This window comes from Nocardiopsis alba DSM 43377 (assembly GCF_000341225.1).
Lineage (GTDB): Bacteria > Actinomycetota > Actinomycetes > Streptosporangiales > Streptosporangiaceae > Nocardiopsis > Nocardiopsis alba.
Genome location: NZ_ANAC01000028.1, coordinates 1 through 15,964, shown reverse-complemented (window position 1 = coordinate 15,964; position 15,964 = coordinate 1). Strand labels below are relative to the sequence as shown.

The 15,964-nt window shown below is 67.5% G+C and carries 17 protein-coding genes and 1 pseudogene; 7 read left to right on the top strand and 11 right to left on the bottom strand.

Annotation, left to right across the window (positions count from 1 at the left end):
* The 3 genes and pseudogenes from D451_RS0123810 to D451_RS0123800 all read right to left on the bottom strand — a co-directional run.
* Positions 1–315 (bottom strand): annotated as a pseudogene (locus D451_RS0123810) (Appr-1-p processing protein); the annotation flags it as partial.
* Positions 316–402: 87 nt separating this feature from the next.
* The gene (locus D451_RS0123805; protein WP_017536260.1) at positions 403–843 is read right to left on the bottom strand and encodes a MarR family winged helix-turn-helix transcriptional regulator; all 441 of its coding nucleotides are present in this window, start codon (positions 841–843) and stop codon (positions 403–405) included.
* Complete coding sequence (locus tag D451_RS0123800) at positions 840–1,220, bottom strand: hypothetical protein (protein ID WP_017536259.1); 381 nt, start codon at positions 1,218–1,220, stop codon at positions 840–842. Before D451_RS0123800 ends, D451_RS0123805 begins: the two co-directional genes overlap by 4 nt.
* A gap of 186 nt (positions 1,221–1,406) precedes the next feature.
* Here D451_RS0123800 and D451_RS0123795 point away from each other — a divergent pair, with 186 nt between their 5' ends.
* The 4 genes from D451_RS0123795 to D451_RS0123780 all read left to right on the top strand — a co-directional run bounded on the left by D451_RS0123795 (position 1,407) and on the right by D451_RS0123780 (position 6,282).
* The gene (locus D451_RS0123795) at positions 1,407–2,153 is read left to right on the top strand and encodes an NUDIX hydrolase (RefSeq protein WP_017536258.1); all 747 of its coding nucleotides are present in this window, start codon (positions 1,407–1,409) and stop codon (positions 2,151–2,153) included.
* The gene (locus tag D451_RS0123790) at positions 2,150–3,298 is read left to right on the top strand and encodes a 5'-methylthioadenosine/S-adenosylhomocysteine nucleosidase family protein (RefSeq protein ID WP_017536257.1); all 1,149 of its coding nucleotides are present in this window, start codon (positions 2,150–2,152) and stop codon (positions 3,296–3,298) included. Before D451_RS0123795 ends, D451_RS0123790 begins: the two co-directional genes overlap by 4 nt.
* Positions 3,295–5,253: a hypothetical protein gene (locus D451_RS26845; RefSeq protein WP_017536256.1), complete on the top strand. Its 1,959-nt coding sequence runs from the start codon at positions 3,295–3,297 to the stop codon at positions 5,251–5,253. Before D451_RS0123790 ends, D451_RS26845 begins: the two co-directional genes overlap by 4 nt.
* Positions 5,254–5,583: 330 nt before the next feature.
* Positions 5,584–6,282 (top strand): class I SAM-dependent methyltransferase, encoded by a 699-nt coding sequence (locus D451_RS0123780; protein WP_017536255.1) that lies wholly within the window; start codon positions 5,584–5,586, stop codon positions 6,280–6,282.
* Positions 6,283–6,346: 64 nt separating this feature from the next.
* On the opposite strand, the gene D451_RS0123775 is transcribed toward D451_RS0123780, so the two are convergent.
* A complete protein-coding gene (locus D451_RS0123775) occupies positions 6,347–7,528 on the bottom strand; it encodes a calcium:proton antiporter (protein ID WP_026125318.1) in 1,182 nt (393 codons plus the stop codon).
* Between the two features lie 255 nt (positions 7,529–7,783).
* Here D451_RS0123775 and D451_RS0123770 point away from each other — a divergent pair, with 255 nt between their 5' ends.
* Positions 7,784–8,470: an HAD family hydrolase gene (locus D451_RS0123770; protein WP_017536253.1), complete on the top strand. Its 687-nt coding sequence runs from the start codon at positions 7,784–7,786 to the stop codon at positions 8,468–8,470.
* A gap of 16 nt (positions 8,471–8,486) precedes the next feature.
* Here D451_RS0123770 and D451_RS0123765 read toward each other — a convergent pair whose 3' ends face one another.
* Positions 8,487–8,882, bottom strand: coding sequence for a MerR family transcriptional regulator (locus tag D451_RS0123765; RefSeq protein WP_017536252.1), 396 nt, complete (start codon positions 8,880–8,882; stop codon positions 8,487–8,489).
* Between the two features lie 66 nt (positions 8,883–8,948).
* Between D451_RS0123765 and D451_RS0123760 the strand changes: the two genes are divergently transcribed.
* Positions 8,949–9,674 carry an SDR family oxidoreductase gene (locus D451_RS0123760; protein ID WP_017536251.1) on the top strand — a complete coding sequence of 242 codons (726 nt, stop codon included), beginning with the start codon at positions 8,949–8,951 and terminating at the stop codon, positions 9,672–9,674.
* 36 nt (positions 9,675–9,710) lie between these two features.
* Here D451_RS0123760 and D451_RS0123755 read toward each other — a convergent pair whose 3' ends face one another.
* The 5 genes from D451_RS0123755 to D451_RS0123735 form a co-directional block, all read right to left on the bottom strand.
* A complete protein-coding gene (locus D451_RS0123755; RefSeq protein WP_017536250.1) occupies positions 9,711–10,223 on the bottom strand; it encodes a hypothetical protein in 513 nt (170 codons plus the stop codon).
* 158 nt (positions 10,224–10,381) lie between these two features.
* Entirely contained in the window at positions 10,382–10,897 is a 516-nt protein-coding gene (locus D451_RS0123750; RefSeq protein ID WP_017536249.1) for a SixA phosphatase family protein, read from the bottom strand.
* A gap of 330 nt (positions 10,898–11,227) precedes the next feature.
* The gene (locus D451_RS27985) at positions 11,228–11,449 is read right to left on the bottom strand and encodes an SAM-dependent methyltransferase (protein WP_267880674.1); all 222 of its coding nucleotides are present in this window, start codon (positions 11,447–11,449) and stop codon (positions 11,228–11,230) included.
* A 114-nt stretch (positions 11,450–11,563) separates the two neighbouring features.
* Positions 11,564–12,244, bottom strand: a complete 681-nt coding sequence (locus tag D451_RS0123740; protein WP_017536247.1) for a hypothetical protein — start codon at positions 12,242–12,244, stop codon at positions 11,564–11,566.
* A 217-nt stretch (positions 12,245–12,461) separates the two neighbouring features.
* Entirely contained in the window at positions 12,462–13,283 is an 822-nt protein-coding gene (locus D451_RS0123735) for an SAM-dependent methyltransferase (RefSeq protein WP_026125317.1), read from the bottom strand.
* Between the two features lie 450 nt (positions 13,284–13,733).
* On the opposite strand from D451_RS0123735, the gene D451_RS0123730 reads away from it, so the two are divergent.
* Positions 13,734–14,159, top strand: coding sequence for a hypothetical protein (locus D451_RS0123730; RefSeq protein WP_017536245.1), 426 nt, complete (start codon positions 13,734–13,736; stop codon positions 14,157–14,159).
* Between the two features lie 73 nt (positions 14,160–14,232).
* Here D451_RS0123730 and D451_RS26840 read toward each other — a convergent pair whose 3' ends face one another.
* Positions 14,233–15,579, bottom strand: coding sequence for a helix-turn-helix domain-containing protein (locus D451_RS26840; RefSeq protein WP_017536244.1), 1,347 nt, complete (start codon positions 15,577–15,579; stop codon positions 14,233–14,235).
* Between the last annotated feature and the right edge of the window lie 385 nt (positions 15,580–15,964).

Genomic DNA, 15,964 nt, shown 5'->3' with positions numbered 1-15,964 from the left:
GGGCGGCCCGCCGCTACCGCGCCGCATGCCGTGTTGGCCGATCATGTTCGCCACCCACTGGTCCGCTTCGACCTGGACCAGGCGCACGGCACCGAGTTCGAAGTCGTTGTGGGCGCGTTCGCGATACCAGGCACGGTAATCGCGTTCGGGCTCGGGCCAGCGGCGGGAGATCGCCAGGACGAACCCCTTGCCCCAGCCGCCCCGGTCGTTGCAGACGTGAGCGATGATCTTGGGCCCGGAGGCCTGCGGGCTGGTGGCGTCTCCACGCAGGATGCGCAGGCCGGACGGCGGTGGGGTATCGGGAGAGTCGGACATGTGTGAACGATAACGAGCGGGTCGGACACTCCTGTGGAACGCTCGGCGTGCGGCGAGGCACGGGCTCCCCTGCCCGCTGGCCAGGTATCAGACCTCCGGTTCACGCGACCGTTCCATGAGTTCTCGCATGGAACGGTGGAACTCGTGACGCCGCTCGGCGCTCCAGCCCTCGGTCAGTCGGTCGAAAACCCGCTCCTGCCAGTGGTGGGCCTGTTCCAGCAGGGCACGCCCCTCGTCGGTGAGCGACGCCTCACGGCGTCGCCCGTCCGTCCGGGAGACCTCCATGGCCAGGTATCCGTCTTCGGTCGCGCTCTTGACCAACCGCGACACCCCGCTCTGGTCGATGCCGACCTCGTGGGCGATCGCGTTGACCGTGGCCGAGGCCCCGCGTTCGGCGAGCGAGTGGACCACTTCGCAGACGAGGACGATGCGGCCTCGGTCGGCCTCCTTCGGGTCTCCGGCCGGTGTTCTGCGCGCCCAGTGGCGGACGAAGGCGAACAGGGTCTGCCCGGGGCCATCGGCGCTCATACCGTGGCCGCCATCTCGTGGCAGATGTGGGCGAGGTCGAGCGCGGACCCGAGGTCGGGCAGTCGAAGTGCCGCGGTGACCTTGCCGCCGGCGACCCGGAAGACCGTCGCCACACGGGTCGGATCCTTGCTCTGCGGCCAGGTGGCGTCCTGTTCCACCACCATGAGGCGCTCGGCGACCGGATGCCACGAGCGTGGGATCAGCCTGATCCCCGAGCGCTCCACCCAGTCGGCGAACTGTTCTGGAGTGATGGATCCGGCGCCCTTGGGCCCGAGAACGACGATCGGGTTCCCGACCGCGTCCGCCGCTCGTTTCGGGTCACCATCGTTGACGCTCGTGTGCCACTCGTCGATCGCCGGTTCGATGTTCGGTTCCATACCTCAACTCTATGCGAAACGCATAGACTTACGAAAGAGTAAGAGGCCTGACCTGGGAGCGAAGTCGAACCATCCGCCACACAGGACCCATAGGACAAAGAGCACCCCACCCAACTCATTCTCATCACTAGTACCAATTTTCGAGAACCGCTTTTTGTCGAACTGACAAGAAGCTAAGCTCGCCGCATGCACAACGAAACCTGGCGACCACCCTGCGTACTCCTCACCGTCGACCTGGTGATCCTGACCCTGCGCTCCTCGGCCCTCCACGTCCTCCTTGTCGAGAGAGGTATCGATCCTCACAAAGGCGAACTCGCCCTGCCCGGGGGCTTCATCTCCGATACAGGAGAGGACATCTTCGACGCGGCCTGTCGAGAGCTGAGGGAAGAGGCGGGCCTGGACGCGACGTCTCTGCATCTGGAGCAGTTGAACACCTACGGCCGCCCCGACCGGGATCCACGTGGGCGCATCGTCTCCGTCGCCTACCTCGCCATCGCCCCGGGGCTACCGGAACCGGAAGCGGGCACAGACGCCTCGGCGGCCTCTTGGAGACCCGTCGAGGAGTTCACCTCAGGTCACCGGAAACTCGCCTTCGATCACCGGGAGATCCTCGATCACGGGCTGGAGCGAGCCCGAACGAAGATCGAGAACACCTCGTTGGCCACGGCGTTCTGCGACACGACCTTCACCATCACCGACCTGCAACGGGTCTATGAGGCGGTGTGGGGATTCGAGCTCGATCCGCGCAACTTCTACCGCAAGGTGCAGGCGATCTCGGGCTTCATCACTCCGGTCGACTCCGATCGACGCACCACCAAGGGGCGACCGGCCCGCCTGTTCCAGGCCGGTCCCGAGCATCTACTCCGCCCACCGATGTTGCGCCCGCTCCCCCAGCCTCGGCCCTTCTCCCGACCCCGGAGTGAGACGTCATGACCAGCGATGACCTTGTGGTGGTTCTGACCGCCCTGAACCTGGAGTACCAGGCCGTACGTGAACGGCTGCTCTCCCCTGAGCCGTACACACACCCTCGCGGCACCCGATTCGAGATCGGCTCTCTGCCCGATGGCCGTGGCCGCGTCGTCCTCGGCCTGACGGGTAAAGGCAACCAGTCGTCCGCGATCCTGACCGAAAGGGCCGTCCAGGAGTTCTCACCCTCGGCGCTGCTCTTCGTCGGGGTGGCCGGGGCCCTGTGGGACACCCCGCTGGGCGATGTGGTCATCGGATCCCACATCTACGCCTACCACGGCGGAACCAGCGAGGACGACGGCCTCAAAGCACGACCCCGCGCCTGGGAGGCACCACACCACATCAGTCAGACCGCCGCGCATGTGGCCAGGCTCGGTACCTGGGAACGGCTCGTACCGGTCCAGCCGAACCACCCCCAGGTGCATTTCGGCCCCATCGCCGCCGGGGAGGTCGTGCAGAACTCCCGTGTCTCCGCGGAGGCCGAGTGGATCAGGCGGACCTTCAACGATGCCCTGGCCGTGGAAATGGAAGGCGCCGGAATCGCCCAGGCCGGTCACCTGAGCGGGACCCCGGTCGCGGTCGTACGCGGCATCAGCGATCACGCCGACGGTGAGAAGGCCACCGAGTCGGACCGGAATCAGCAGCCTCTCGCCGCGGCGAACGCCGCCGCCTTCGCGCTCGAGCTCGCCCGAGAACTCACGAGACAAGAGGAGCCCCCCACCATGCGCGACGATCGCCCGGCACCTTCCGGCGGAAACGTCTCCAACACCGCTCATGGCAACGTCGGTGTTCAAGCCGGGCATGTCAGTGGCGGCACCTTCCACGTGTCGCTCACCTCGACCACGAGCGCCCCCGTCGCTCTACCGGAGCAGCTCGCCGCGTTGCGGGAGGATCTCTCCCGAGAACGTTCCGCGGGGCGTATCGACGCGGAGACCCATGAGGCCGCGTCCGAGGAGATCGACACCGCCGACAAGGGGATCGCCGAGGCGACCCCCGAGGGCCGTAAAAGGTCTCTTCTCGCTTTGAAGCGCCTGCTCGGGTTGCTCGGCGACCTGGCCTCGTTGGCGACCAAGGTCGCGTCGATGATCACCGCTGTGAAGGGGCTCTCATGAGTGGGCCCGGCACCGTCAACACCGCGGGTCCTCATTCCTTCGTGGGCGTCCAGGCCGGTGAGGTCTGGAACTCCGACATCTATGTCGTGGGGCCGGACGACCCTCCCGAGCGCGAATACGAACTGGGGGTCAAGTACCTGGAGTGCGGGGTTCCGGACAAGGCCCGCGACCACATCGAACGCGCGCTGAATCGCGGATACGACAGCTCCCGGGTTCGCTTCCACCTGGTCCTGGCACTGCTCAGCAAACGCTCCTACCGGGACTTGGACAGGAGGAACCTCGAGACACTGAAGGCGCTGTCCGGTCGGTGGATACCCGATACCGAAGGTGCGGGAGAGGAGGCGTGGCACGAGGCGCTGAGCGTCGTTCTCATGCTGGTGGCCTGTGTGGACGGTTCCGACGCGGATCCCGACACAGTGGTGGATCGTCTACAGGCTCTTCCCAACCCACAACGCGACCTCGCGTTGCGCCACCTGGGTCTGGTCCTGACCGGGAGCATGAAACAAGCGATCTGGAAGAAGTACCAGGAGACCGCGAAAAGGGACAGAACCTCCAATGATCGTACCGAGCGAGCCTGGATCTATTTCCAACCCGAACCGGCCACGGCCCGGGCACGTAGGCCACGTCCGCCCTCGACCAGCGGCTGGGACGTCTTCGGGGCGACCCTTCTGGCCGGAGGGGTCCTGTTCCTCTTCTTCTCTCTGCTGAGGTCCGCCCTCGGGCATGGCAGCATGGCGGCGCTCCTCGCCTGCCTGGTGACACTCGTTCTTCTCCCCGCGGCCGGTTGGCACATCGCCCTGTGGGACCACAAACGGCGACGCGTGATCGCCGCGCTCAAGGACCAAAGCCCCCGGACCTCCCAACGCACCCTGCCCGACAACGGTTTCACCGAGCGGGTGGAGAGCACCTTCGAGCACTACTTCGGCAAGTACACACCCGTTTCCGAGAAGCGGGCCGACTGGTTGGAGGCGACCAAGGGGATCCGTCGCTCACAGAGTCGAGAGGTCGCCCGGATCTATCGGGAGACCGGCGTCCGCCCCGGACAGGTGAACTGGCTGATCCGATTCCTGGTGCGCGATGTGCAGCAGCGCCGGAACGCCGGACTGCCACTGCGGCCGGAGGAGATCCACCGGGTCGCCAAGGCGACCAGGATCCGTTGCCAGGCCCTGTGCGCGCTCTCCGCGTTGGGGATCGGGTTCGTCATCGTCGCCGCCTTCCAGCACGCACCGGTGGTCACCGTGGGCTGCGTTCCGGCGCTGGTGTTCCTGTCCAGGTTCGCGATCCCTCTGTGGCTGGGGATCTACAGCGAACGTCGACGTTTCCGCGAGGAGACACGGGAACATATGGACATCCTCGCTGTTCGTAAGGCCGAGTACGAGCGTTGGAAGGATTTTCTCGACCGGAACAGGCCCACGGAGACCGAGATGGAGAAGTGGCTCGAGGCCGATAAGACCCTGATCCTCCACGAGGCGATGTCGTACCACCGTCTGGCATGGCACGAGGTCATCACCCACGCCTTCCTGCCCACCCCGGACCGTCCATGCAAGAACGCGAAGATGAAGGGCGGCCCCCTGCGGTACTCGAAGTACGTGATCAGGATCTTCCTGATCACCAACGAAGGGGTCCGCGAGGCCTCCGCCGAACTCGACTTCGAGCGCGCCTCATGGCTTCTGAGCGAACGGGACAACTACCGGTTCGACGCGCTCTCCTCCGTGCAGGTGGAGATGTCCAGTCGCTACAACTACACGCTCAACATCACACTGACGAACGGCCCTACCAAGAGCACGATCGTCTCGGAGACCCCGACCCTGGTCGGCACGGATATGACCAGGCCGAAAGAGGAAGATCAGAACGAGACCACCAAGATCAACCTCGAGGCGGCGGGGTTCCCCCACACCCTCCGCGTCCTCGAAGGCATCGCGGCGGAGGGCAAACCCTGGTTCGATCGCCAGTAGAACCCCACCTCGTTCGAAGTCCCTGATCCTTCAGCGAAGGTCCGACCGCGAAGAGGTATGAAGTCCGCGGCCTGTCCGGGGCATCCTCGCGGGTGCCCCGGACAGGCCCGGGCCGCGTGCGCTCGGGCGCGGGGATCGATCGGCGCCATGCCGAACGTCGAGACGATCCATTCGGGCCTATGAGTCCGCCCTTGCGCACGCGGGGGGACCGGCTTCGGGTTCACGCCCGGACCACAACCGGCCTCTCGCGTCCACACCGTTCCGCCCCTCCACCGGACCGGCTAGCGTCGGGGCGGACCACTCCCCCGGCGGACCGGAAACGAGACCCCCATGACGACCAGCGACTACGACGACTTCGCGGCCGCCTACGCGGCCGACAACGAGGTCAACCTCTCCAACGGCCACTACGCGCGCCCCGCGATACTGAACATGGCGGGCGACGTCGCGGGCCGCCGGATCCTGGACGCCGGCTGCGGCGCCGGCCCGATCGCCCTGGCGCTCCGTGAGCGGGGCGCGCGGGTGACCGGGTTCGACTCCAGTGCGGAGATGATCAGGCTGGCCCGAGAGCGGCTCGGCGAGGACACCGATCTGCGCGTGCTCGACCTGGCCGAGGAGCTCCCCTTCGAGGACGGCGCGTTCGACGACGTCGTCTGCTCGCTCGCACTTCACTACCTGGAGGACTGGTCCGCCCCGCTCCGTGAGCTGCACCGGGTGCTCCGGCCCGGCGGCCGGCTGATCCTCTCGGTGGACCACCCGATGGTCCACAAGATCGTGCATCCGGAGGCCGACTACTTCGAGACCTCTCTCTGGCCCTTGGAACACGAGTTCCAAGGTCGAAAGGCCGTGCTGAACATCTGGCACCGTCCGCTGCACGCGATGGTCAAGGACTTCACCCGGGCCGGGTTCCGGATCGCGGACATCGACGAGCCGCCCTACGCCGAGGACACGCCCGCCGAGCTGCTGCCGCCCGAGATCCGGGGACGGTCCCGCTTCATCGGGTTCCTCTTCTTCGTCCTGGTCGCCGAGTAGCGCGTCGACGCATAACGAGGGCGCGGCCCCACGGCATCCGCCGCGAGGCCGCGCCCTTCGTCTTCTAGGAGAAGACGGTCATGCCGTAGAGCACGAAGACCATCAGGTGGGCGGCGCCGTGCAGGGCCGTCACCCGCTTACCGGAGAAGGTCGTCAGGGTCAGCAGCAGAGTGACCCCGAGCAGTACCAGGTTGGTCGGGTTCTCGGCCAGGATCACGGTCTGGCCGGTGAACAGTCCGATGGTGAGCACCGCGGGGATGGTGAGTCCGACCGTGGAGACGAGTGCCCCGTGACAGAGGTTGCTCACCCGCTGGATCTCACCGCCCAGGGCGGCGCGGATCGCGGTGAGGGTCTCGGGCAGGAACACGATCATCGCGATGAGGATGCCGGACAGCGCGATCGGTGCCCCGGCGCGGTCGAGACCGTCGTCGAGAAGACTGGCCATATCGTGCGAGAGCAGCACGATCGGGATCACGGTCATCACGAGGACGAGCGCGCGGGCGATCACCTCGGAGCGGTGTTCGGAGATGATCGCCAGGACCGAGGCGCGCTCCGGCTTCACCTGCTGAGCCACCGCGCCATCGCTCTGCGGGGCAACGCCGGCGCCGGTGGCCCCCGCGGAGACGACCTCCTTGAAGTCGTCGCGCTGGGCGCCCATCTGCCGGGTGAGGAAGGCGACGTAGAGGATCACCGTGAGGATGATGATCGGGATCTCCTGGCCGGCCGTGTAGGCACCGCCCTCGCCGATGAGGCCGGGCAGCGCGAACGCGACGGTGCCGAGCACCACGAGCAGCGACAGGTAGGTCGATACACCGGTGCTGTTGGCGCGGACGTCCCTGTGGCGCAGGCCGCCGATGAGCAGGGAGACGCCGACGACGAGGTTGAGGATGATCATCGACACGGCCATGACGGAGTCACGGGCGATCGTGGCGTGTTCGCCGGGGCCGAGCATGACCGCGGAGATCAGGATGACCTCGATCAGCACGATCGAGAGCGTGAGGATGAGCGTGCCGTAGGGGTCGCCGAGTCTGTGGGCGAGGTGTTCGGCCTCGACGACGACGCCGAAGGCGCACACGATGATGACGGCGACGATGGCGCCCAGGACGGCGACCAGCGCCGGGGTCGGCAGGTGCGCGGCCAGGAACGGCTGGGCGACGAGGGTCGCGATGAACGCGCCCCAACCGAGTGCCAGTCGGATGATCACCGCAGGCGTCAGGACACCGCGGAGAATGTGCTGAGTTCGCACGGGTGGATACCCGTTTCTGCTGGGCCGTCCCTGCTCATGTGCTCATCCGAACGGGCCGTCCCGTCGGGATCTTTCGTGATCCATTTTACCCGTCGCGGATGGACGCTTCGCCTCGGTGCGCCCGTACGCGACGGGATCGGCCCTGAAGGGGCGGAGGGATGAGTCCTCCACCGGTCCCGGACCGTCGGCGTCGACGGTCGGGGCCTACACTCGCGAGAGGCGACCCGTGTCGACGCCGTCCTTGGAAGGAACGTCTTGGCCTCGCACGTCTATTTCGACTTCTTCGGCACCCTGGTCGACTACGACCCGTCGATCCACCCGGCCGACTACAACGCGCCGTACGAGTTCGCCCGCCGGGCCGGGCTTCCGCTCTCCTCCGAGCGGACGGACGCGCTCTGGTCGCGGGCCTGGACCGAGCTCGACGATCGCGCGTGGGAGACCGGCCGGGAGTGCTCGATGCTGGAGATCGCCGCCCGGTATCGGGAGTTGCTCGGTTCGCCTCGGGTGGGCGAGGGAGAGATCGACCGGCTGATCGCGGAGTATCTGGAGGTGTGGACCTCCGATGTGCGCGCGGCCGACGGGGCTCTGGACTGCCTGGCCGACCTCGCGGAGGACCACCGTCTCGCCATCGTCAGCAACACCCACCACATTCCGCTCGTGCCGGATCTGGCCAAGGCGTTCGGGATGACCGGGTACGTCGCCGACGTCGTCACCTCGGTCGAGGTCGGGTGGCGCAAGCCCGATCCCCGCATCTACACGCATGTCCTGGAGCGTCACGGGATCACCGCGGCGGACGCCGTGTTCGTCGGCGACAACTGGACGGCCGACGTGGAGGGGCCTCGTCGGGCCGGGCTGGCGGCCTTCTACGTGGGCGCACCGGCGGAGGGCCGTGTGCCGGTGTCGCTCGCCGAGCTGCCCGGATCGATCCGCGAGCTCGGCTGATCCGAGCGGCCGTCCATCAGGAAGAGACCCCTGCGGCCTCACTCCGCGGCGAGCGGTCGCGGGCCTCCCTGTCGAGCAGGTCGGCGTCGGCGATGAGCCGGTCGAGACGGACGAGGGTGTCGGCCATCTCCTCGACCCTGGCGGCGAGACGGTCGCGTTCCACGTTCAGCATCTCGCGCTGCTCCCGCGTGGCCTGGCCGCCGCCCACGCAGGGCAGCAGGGCCGCGATGGAACGGCTGCTGAGGCCGGCCGCGTAGAAGCGCTGGAACAGGCGCACCACCTCGACGGTCTCCTCGGTGTAGCGACGCTGCCCCGAGGGGGTGCGTTCCGGGGCCAGCAGCCCCTGTTCCTCGTAGTAGCGCAGCGCACGCACGCTCACCTCTGCCCGCCGAGCGAGCTCTCCGATCTTCATCGCGCCGAAATCTCCTCTCTCCAGCACTTGAACCTCACGCCGACGTGAGGTTCTAGGTTAGCGGTCATGGACATGCGAAACGAGATCGCTCTGGTCACCGGCGCGAACCGCGGAATCGGGAACGGCTTCGTCGAGGAACTGCGCGCGAGAGGCGCGAAGAAGATCTACGCGGCCGTGCGTCGGCCGGAGACCGTCCCCGAGTCGGAGGGGGTCGTCCCGCTGAGGTTGGACGTCACCGACGACGCGTCCGTGGCCCGGGCCGCCGAGCTCGCCGGGGACACGACACTGCTCATCAACAACGCCGGGGTGTCGACCTTCGCCCGGTTGATCGACGGGGCGGAGGAGGACATCCGGCTGGAGATGGAGACCAACTTCTTCGGCCCCTTGCGCATGGTGCGCGCCTTCGCCCCGATCCTGGGCGCCAACGGGGGCGGCGCCGTGTTGAACGTGCTGTCGGTGATGGCGTGGATGGCCTTCGAGCACTCCAACGGTTATGGGGCGTCCAAGGCCGCCGCCTGGTCGTTGACCAACGGCGTCCGTCACGAGCTCGCCGCGCAGGGCACCCGGGTCACGGGGCTGGCCATGGCGAGCGTGGACACCGACATGATCGCCGATATCGAGGATGAGAAGTCCGACCCCCGCGTGATCGCCAAGGCCGCGCTGGACGGTGTGGAGGCCGGTGCCTTCGAAGTGCTGGCCGACGCGCGGACGGCGGGGTGGAAGGCCCGGCTCGGTGAGGACCCGGCCCTTCTGTACCCGCACCTGACGGAGGTCGGGGCGGCCGGGCGGTAGGCCCTGCCGACCGGGGCTCTTCAGCGTCCGGCCACGTTACTCGTGGGGCTCCAGGTGGGCCCGAAGGTCCGTGTGCTTCTCGCGGACCTTCGGGTTCGGATGCCGCTCGGCCATGCGCAGGAAGGGCTCCGCGTCGTCGGCGTCGACGTGGCCGTCCCACAGCAGTCGATCGAGGACGCCCATGCCCCAGAGCTGGACGGCCGGATCGGGGTCGGCCAGGAGATCACCGACCAACGGAAGGTCCTCGGCCGTGACGACCACGCGGAACAGCTCGACGGCGAGGTGTCGACGTTCGGGGTCGGGGTCGGTCCGGTAGATCTCCAAGCAGCGGGACCTGGCGGCCTCGGGACGCAGGAGCCGCAGCACCGAACGCGCGTGCTCGGCGGCCGGGCGCCCCTCGACGTACCAGTCCACCGCCCAGCGCATCGCCTCATCGCCCAGGAGCGAAGTGATGGCCCGCCGGGCGATGGCGTCGCCGCCCCGGTTCGGGTCGGCGCCGATCTCCTCGGCCAGGGCCCGCCAGTCGATGGGGTCCTCGGGGTTCGTCACGCGTCCATGGTGACAGCCGATCACCCCGGGGAAACGCCCCCGGGTCCGATGCGCGCCTCGTCCCGACGCGGCGAGGCCTCGTGCCCTCTCCCCCGGTCACGGGTGAGGGCACGAGGCCCGTCGTAGGCTGGGAACACCGTGGCGCTCCGGGCCGGTGTTCAGGCGTGCGGGGACCAGAAAGCGACCAGGCGACCGACGCCGTGCTCCACGTTCTTCCAGGAGCCGGAGAAGGTCAGCACCGTCGTCGCGCTCGTGGGGTAGCCCGAGCGGTTCATCCGCGTGAGCAGGTCCCCCTCGGCCTCGCCCGCCAGCGCGTCGGCCAGAGCGTGGAGTCCGGGGTTGTGGCCGACGAGCATCAGGTCCTCGACCTCGTCGGAGGTCTCGTTGAGGATCGCGATGAGCTTACCGAGGGAGGCCTCGTAGATCCGTTCGTCGTAGACGGTCTTGGGGCGCTGAGGTAGCTCGGCGACGACGAGCTTCCAGGTATCACGGCAGCGGGTGGCCGTCGAGCACAGGGTGAGTTCGGGAACGACCCCGGATCCGGCCAGCCATTGGCCGGCCACCGGGGCCTCCTTGCGCCCCCGTTCGGCGAGGGGGCGTTCGTGGTCGTCGTTGTCGGACCATTCGGCCTTGGCATGACGGAGCAGGACGAGGCGACGGGTTGCTTCAGTCATGTCGTCAACTATTCCACGTTCCGTGCCCAAAGTATCGCTTTCCGCGATATTCGGAGCTTCTCGTCCGGGTCGCGTTCCAGATCCACAGCGCTCGACACCGCCTGAACCCCGCATACGCGACACCTGAGCCCTCCAGATCTACTCCAGACCGCTGAGGACCGAGTGATTCTCGTGTCCATGCGGACCATGGCCCATCGGTGCTCCGCCGATTCGCCGTCCGGCACATCGCCGAAGCATGAAAAGAAAGGTAACGACTTATCCTCAACAGGCCATTACCTCTTCATGATGTCCGTCGGTGACCGGTGCGTGGAGCGGGCCCCAGGCCCCCGCTCAGAGCTTGTGGGCCACGCCGCCGTACTGGTCCAGGCCACGGCGGGCGCTCAGCTCACCGGCCAAGGGACACCACTTCGGGCAGGGCACCACGCCCGGCTCCAGCAGCTCCAGCCCCTCGAAGCGGGCCGCGACCGCCTCCGGGCTGCGCGACCTGACCCGTTCAAAGGACAGTGCCTGAGCGGGTGAGGTCTCACCGGAGAGCCAGGGGCGTGCTCCCATCGGAGACCGGTCCCTTTCCGAGGAGACCCCGCCCACGTGCGCCGGTGTCCGTGACAGCGCGTTCGTCCGGGAACGTTCCCAGGGATGGTCGTTGGCCGGGTGCCGCACCCCGCCTCAATCACCGCCCCCTCCGTCACCTCCATCGCCTCCGGAACCGCCGTCATAGCCGGAGCCGGTCTCACCGCGACCGCCTCGGTACCGCCGCAGCATCCGCTGTTGTCTCCGCCATGCGCTCTTGCTCATCCACTCGGGGCGCCGAGGGGCGTTCCGGTCCTCCTCCCCCACGACGATCATGAACCCGATCACCACGACGAACGTCACGACCGAGAGAATCACGATCCCCAGAAACTCCAGAATCCGCGCCAGGACGTTCCCCGCGGTGGTCACGACCGTGGCGACCGCGTCCCGGACATCGGGAACGGTCAGGATCATGAACAGGGCCATGATGACGCCCAGGTACGCGGCGCTCATGGCGACCATCGGAAGGTGGAGAACGCGCCCGCGATGACGGGGGACATCGCCGACGCAGACGACGGTCAGGAGGCACGCGGCGCACACGAACGCGGACGCGGCCAGGACCACCGGAAAGAACATCGTCCCGTGATCCCGGGACAGCGCACGCTCGAACAGGGCCAGGGTCATGCCCACGTTGCCGCAGGCCGCCCACAGCGCGAAGGTCACGAGCCTGTCGTTACGGCCCCGATGACGTTCTTCGCCGTAGGAGTCGACCACATCCCAGAGGAGGTAGACGCATAACAGCGCCAGTCCTCCGGCGATCAAAGACATCGACAGCATGGCGGGGCCTCCACGACATGATGGTGATCGACCTCTACCCTCCTGGCCGCCACCGAGGGCCTGGAGCCATGGCCGGATCAGGACACGGCCCACACCCATCGTTCATGGACGCCCTGGGCGCGCAAAGAAGAGGGGTAACGACCTCTATCCAGCAGGCCGTTACCCCTCATCGTGTTCGTCGGTGACCGGTGCGTGGAGCGGGACCCCCGGCCGCCGTTCAGGGCTTGCGGGCCACGCCGCCGTACTGGTCCAGGCCGCGGCGGGCGCTCAGCTCACCGGCCAGGGGACGCCACTTCGGGCAGGGCACGACACCCGGCTCCAGCAGCTCCAGTCCCTCGAAACGGGCCGCGACCGCCTCCGGGCTGCGCAGGATGTAGGGGACGTCCCCGTGCTTATTGCCCGCCTCGATGGCCTCGTTGTAGGCCTCGCTGGTGTTGGTGCCGTCGTAGCTGGCCAGATAGCTACCGGAGGGCAGGGCGCCCAGCAGCTTCTGGACGATCGGCTGGAGGTCCTCGTCCGGGATGTGGCCGAGCACGCCCATGAGCATCAGCGCGATGGGCCGATCGAAGTCCAGCGTCTCGGCGGCCTTCTCCAGGATCGCGTCGGGGTCGCGCAGGTCGGCGTCGATGTAGTCGGTGACGCCCTCGGGGGTTCCCACGAGGAGGGCGCGCGCGTGCGCGAGCACGAGGGGGTCGTTGTCCACGTAGACGACGCGGCACTCGGGGGCGATCCCCTGGGCGACCTCGTGGGTGTTGTTGGCGGTGGGCATCCCGGTCCCGATGTCGAGGAACTGGCGGATGCCCGCCTCCTCGGTCAGGTGGGTGACCACGCGGATCAGGAACTCCCGACTGGTCCGGGCCAGGTCGACGATCTCCGGGAAGGACTCGGACACCTGGTCGCCCGCGATGCGGTCGATCGGGTAGTGGTCCTTGCCACCCATCCAGTAGTTCCAGATCCGGGCCGAGTGGGTCCGGGTGGTGTCGATCGGGGCGGGACGGTCGGGGTCGTTGTAGGTGGACGGGGAGGAGTCGTCGGACATCAGAGCATCTACCTCTACACGCAGGGGGTCGCGCCACGCGGCCGAGCATCCGGCGATCGCCTCGGGGCGGCGGTCGCTCTCGGCCATAAGCCGGTCGCCCCAACCATAGGGGAAAACGCCTTCGTTGGGCGGATGTGAGGTATGGGTTTCTTGTGGTCTCGTGTGACTCCTCGTCGCCCGCAGGCGCTCATGGGGTGTTCCTTCGAGTCGCCGGCGACCTCGGGAACTTCTCACCGGAGCGGGTGAGAACCGGCCGAGCATCGAGCAGGGTGAATCGAACCGACACCTTTACGGTATAGATTCACTGATTATCACCGGGAGTCCGACGCCGAATTCACAGGTGAGGGCATCGCCCAACGGTCACCGTTATCTTTTCGCGACCACTTGTGGCCATCCAACACCGCTCACAGCACCTTCGACGTACTTTTGGGCCCCTACTTCGGAGGTGCGATGAGAGGCTGCATCGTCTTCGTGGCCCTGGGTCTCCTGGGCGGCCTCGGGGTCACGCTCTTCGGTGAGGTGCTGAGCGGGAGCCTGTCCGCCCTGCTCTGGCTCCTCGCCCTGATCGCGGCAGCCGCGACGGCCATCGTGCTCGCCGACCGGCTGTCGACGAAGCGGGAGAACATCGACGACGCGTCCGGCGACGATGAGGAAGAGGAGGAGAGGAGGCGCAGGTTCCGCGGCCGCTTGGGCCTGTTCGGCGTCGCTCTGTTCATCGCCATGTTCCCCGCCACCCTCCTGCTCGCGATGTTCGAAGCCACCGACCCTCTCATCCCCTACGCGCTGGGAGTGGGCGGCGCGGGGTTCGTCCTCTCGCTCTTCGGAGGCCGTGGAGGAAGCGGGGAGGGTGGAGGGGACGATGGTGGAGGTGAATGACGAACGCTCACCCTCCCGTCACCGCGCGCCTTCGCCATGGCTTCGGTGAATCGACCTCGTGAAGGCCCGCCACTCAGTGGGTCTTCGCCCCTCGATCGCGCGAGTCCATGAGGAATCCGCGCAGTTCGTCGAGGGTGGAACGCGTCCTGAGCGAGAGGCCTGAGCCCGACGACGGCCTCGGCCCGCCCGGCGCCGCCGAGGCCGTGGAGGGCGCCCCTCCCCCAGCGAGGGAGGCCGTCATCCGCTCCACCAGATCTGGATCCAGCCACTCCCCCATGAGGTCGGGCTTTTCCCGGGGAAGCGACCGCGGTTCCTGCCGGGCCGCGGGTGCGGGAACGGGGTTCAGGAGTTCACCCGGCGTCGAACGGCACCGGGCACCGCACAGAGCGCAGTTCCCGCCCGGGACGTTACGAACGCCGGAGTGCTCCGGGCAGGTCCCGTCGGCCTTCCCTTGAGAGTCGAGGTGGAACTCCGGAGCCTGCCCGAAGGGATCGTCGTCCGGCGTCGGCCATCGCGGCGAGAAGAACCCCGCACCGGTCACACCTCGCCCCAGAGATCCGTCCAGGAAGGCCCGTGCCGCCTTCAGGCCGCGCAGCCGGTGCATCAACGCGGGGAACGGGCGCCGCAGCCCCTCCATCCCGTTGAACAGGGCGGTCACGTCGCCGACGCCCAGGCCTTGGCGGAGCAGATCGTCCACCGCCCGCCCGAGCCGTCGCCTATCGGCCACCGGTTCGCGCAGGCGAATGTTCGGAATGCGGGAGATGAGGCGATGGGGTCCGTCCGATCGTTTCGGTGCGCTTCGCTCCCCTGTACCTACGCTGTCACGGACGGAAGCAGGGTCCTTGTTCGAAGAGCGCGTCCCAGGACAACCGTCTGTAGTGCTTTCCGAGCCGTCGTCCTCACCGACCTGAGCCGTCGTTCCTACCGATGGGTAAGGACGGGTGGTCTCGTCCAGAGGCCCTTCGCCGAGCCTGTCCCGCACCTCATTGATCTCCTTCAGGGTCTGTTCCGGGTAGGCGGAGGCCGGGATCAGCAGCTCCAGCACCGAAGGGAGCCGGTCGCCCCACCGCTTTCCATCGGCCAGGTCCTCGGCGAAGAAGGCCCGCACCTGGCGACGGTCGAGTTTGCGGACCAGCCCCGCCTCGACCAGGTCGTCGATCGCGCGCTTGACGGTGGGCAGGCTCATGGTCCCGCCGGAACGCTCGACCACCCCCTTCAAGTAGAGGAAGCAGTAACGGCCGTCGCAATCACCGGCCGTGGCGATCACCGAGGCGACCGTGTAGGCGCGGGTACTGCTGAAGAGACCGGCCTTGAGCGCGTCACGCACCCACAGCAGAGGGATGAACCCGATCCCCTTCAGGGCGCCGAGCGGGCGCTTGCGGACCACGTACGCACCCAGAGATCGCGCGGTTTCGCCCACGTGGACGGGGAGGGTAGGGATAGACTCCATCACGAGTCGCCTTCCTGGGGTTAGACAGGGAGGTGGCACGGTCGAACCGCCTGTTGGTGCAGGCGTCGGCCACAACCCGGCCCGGTGCGCAAACACCGGCCGGGTTTTTTCTTGTCGTGTTCCACGCTAGCGAGTCGAACAGAGGTTCGTGGCCTTTTCGCTGGATACCTCATATTCGGTTTGAGAAGGACAGGGAATCACGGAAAGAAATGCCTGAATTGTTCGCTTGGTTCGAAATGTGCAGCGAAAACGGGCCTGTCGCACACCAGGCACTCGCGGCTACCCGACGCTCCCCCAGTGAGGTTTTCTCAGTGAAATGGTCGTCGTGAAGTGAGTTGATCCGCGCGATCCCTGG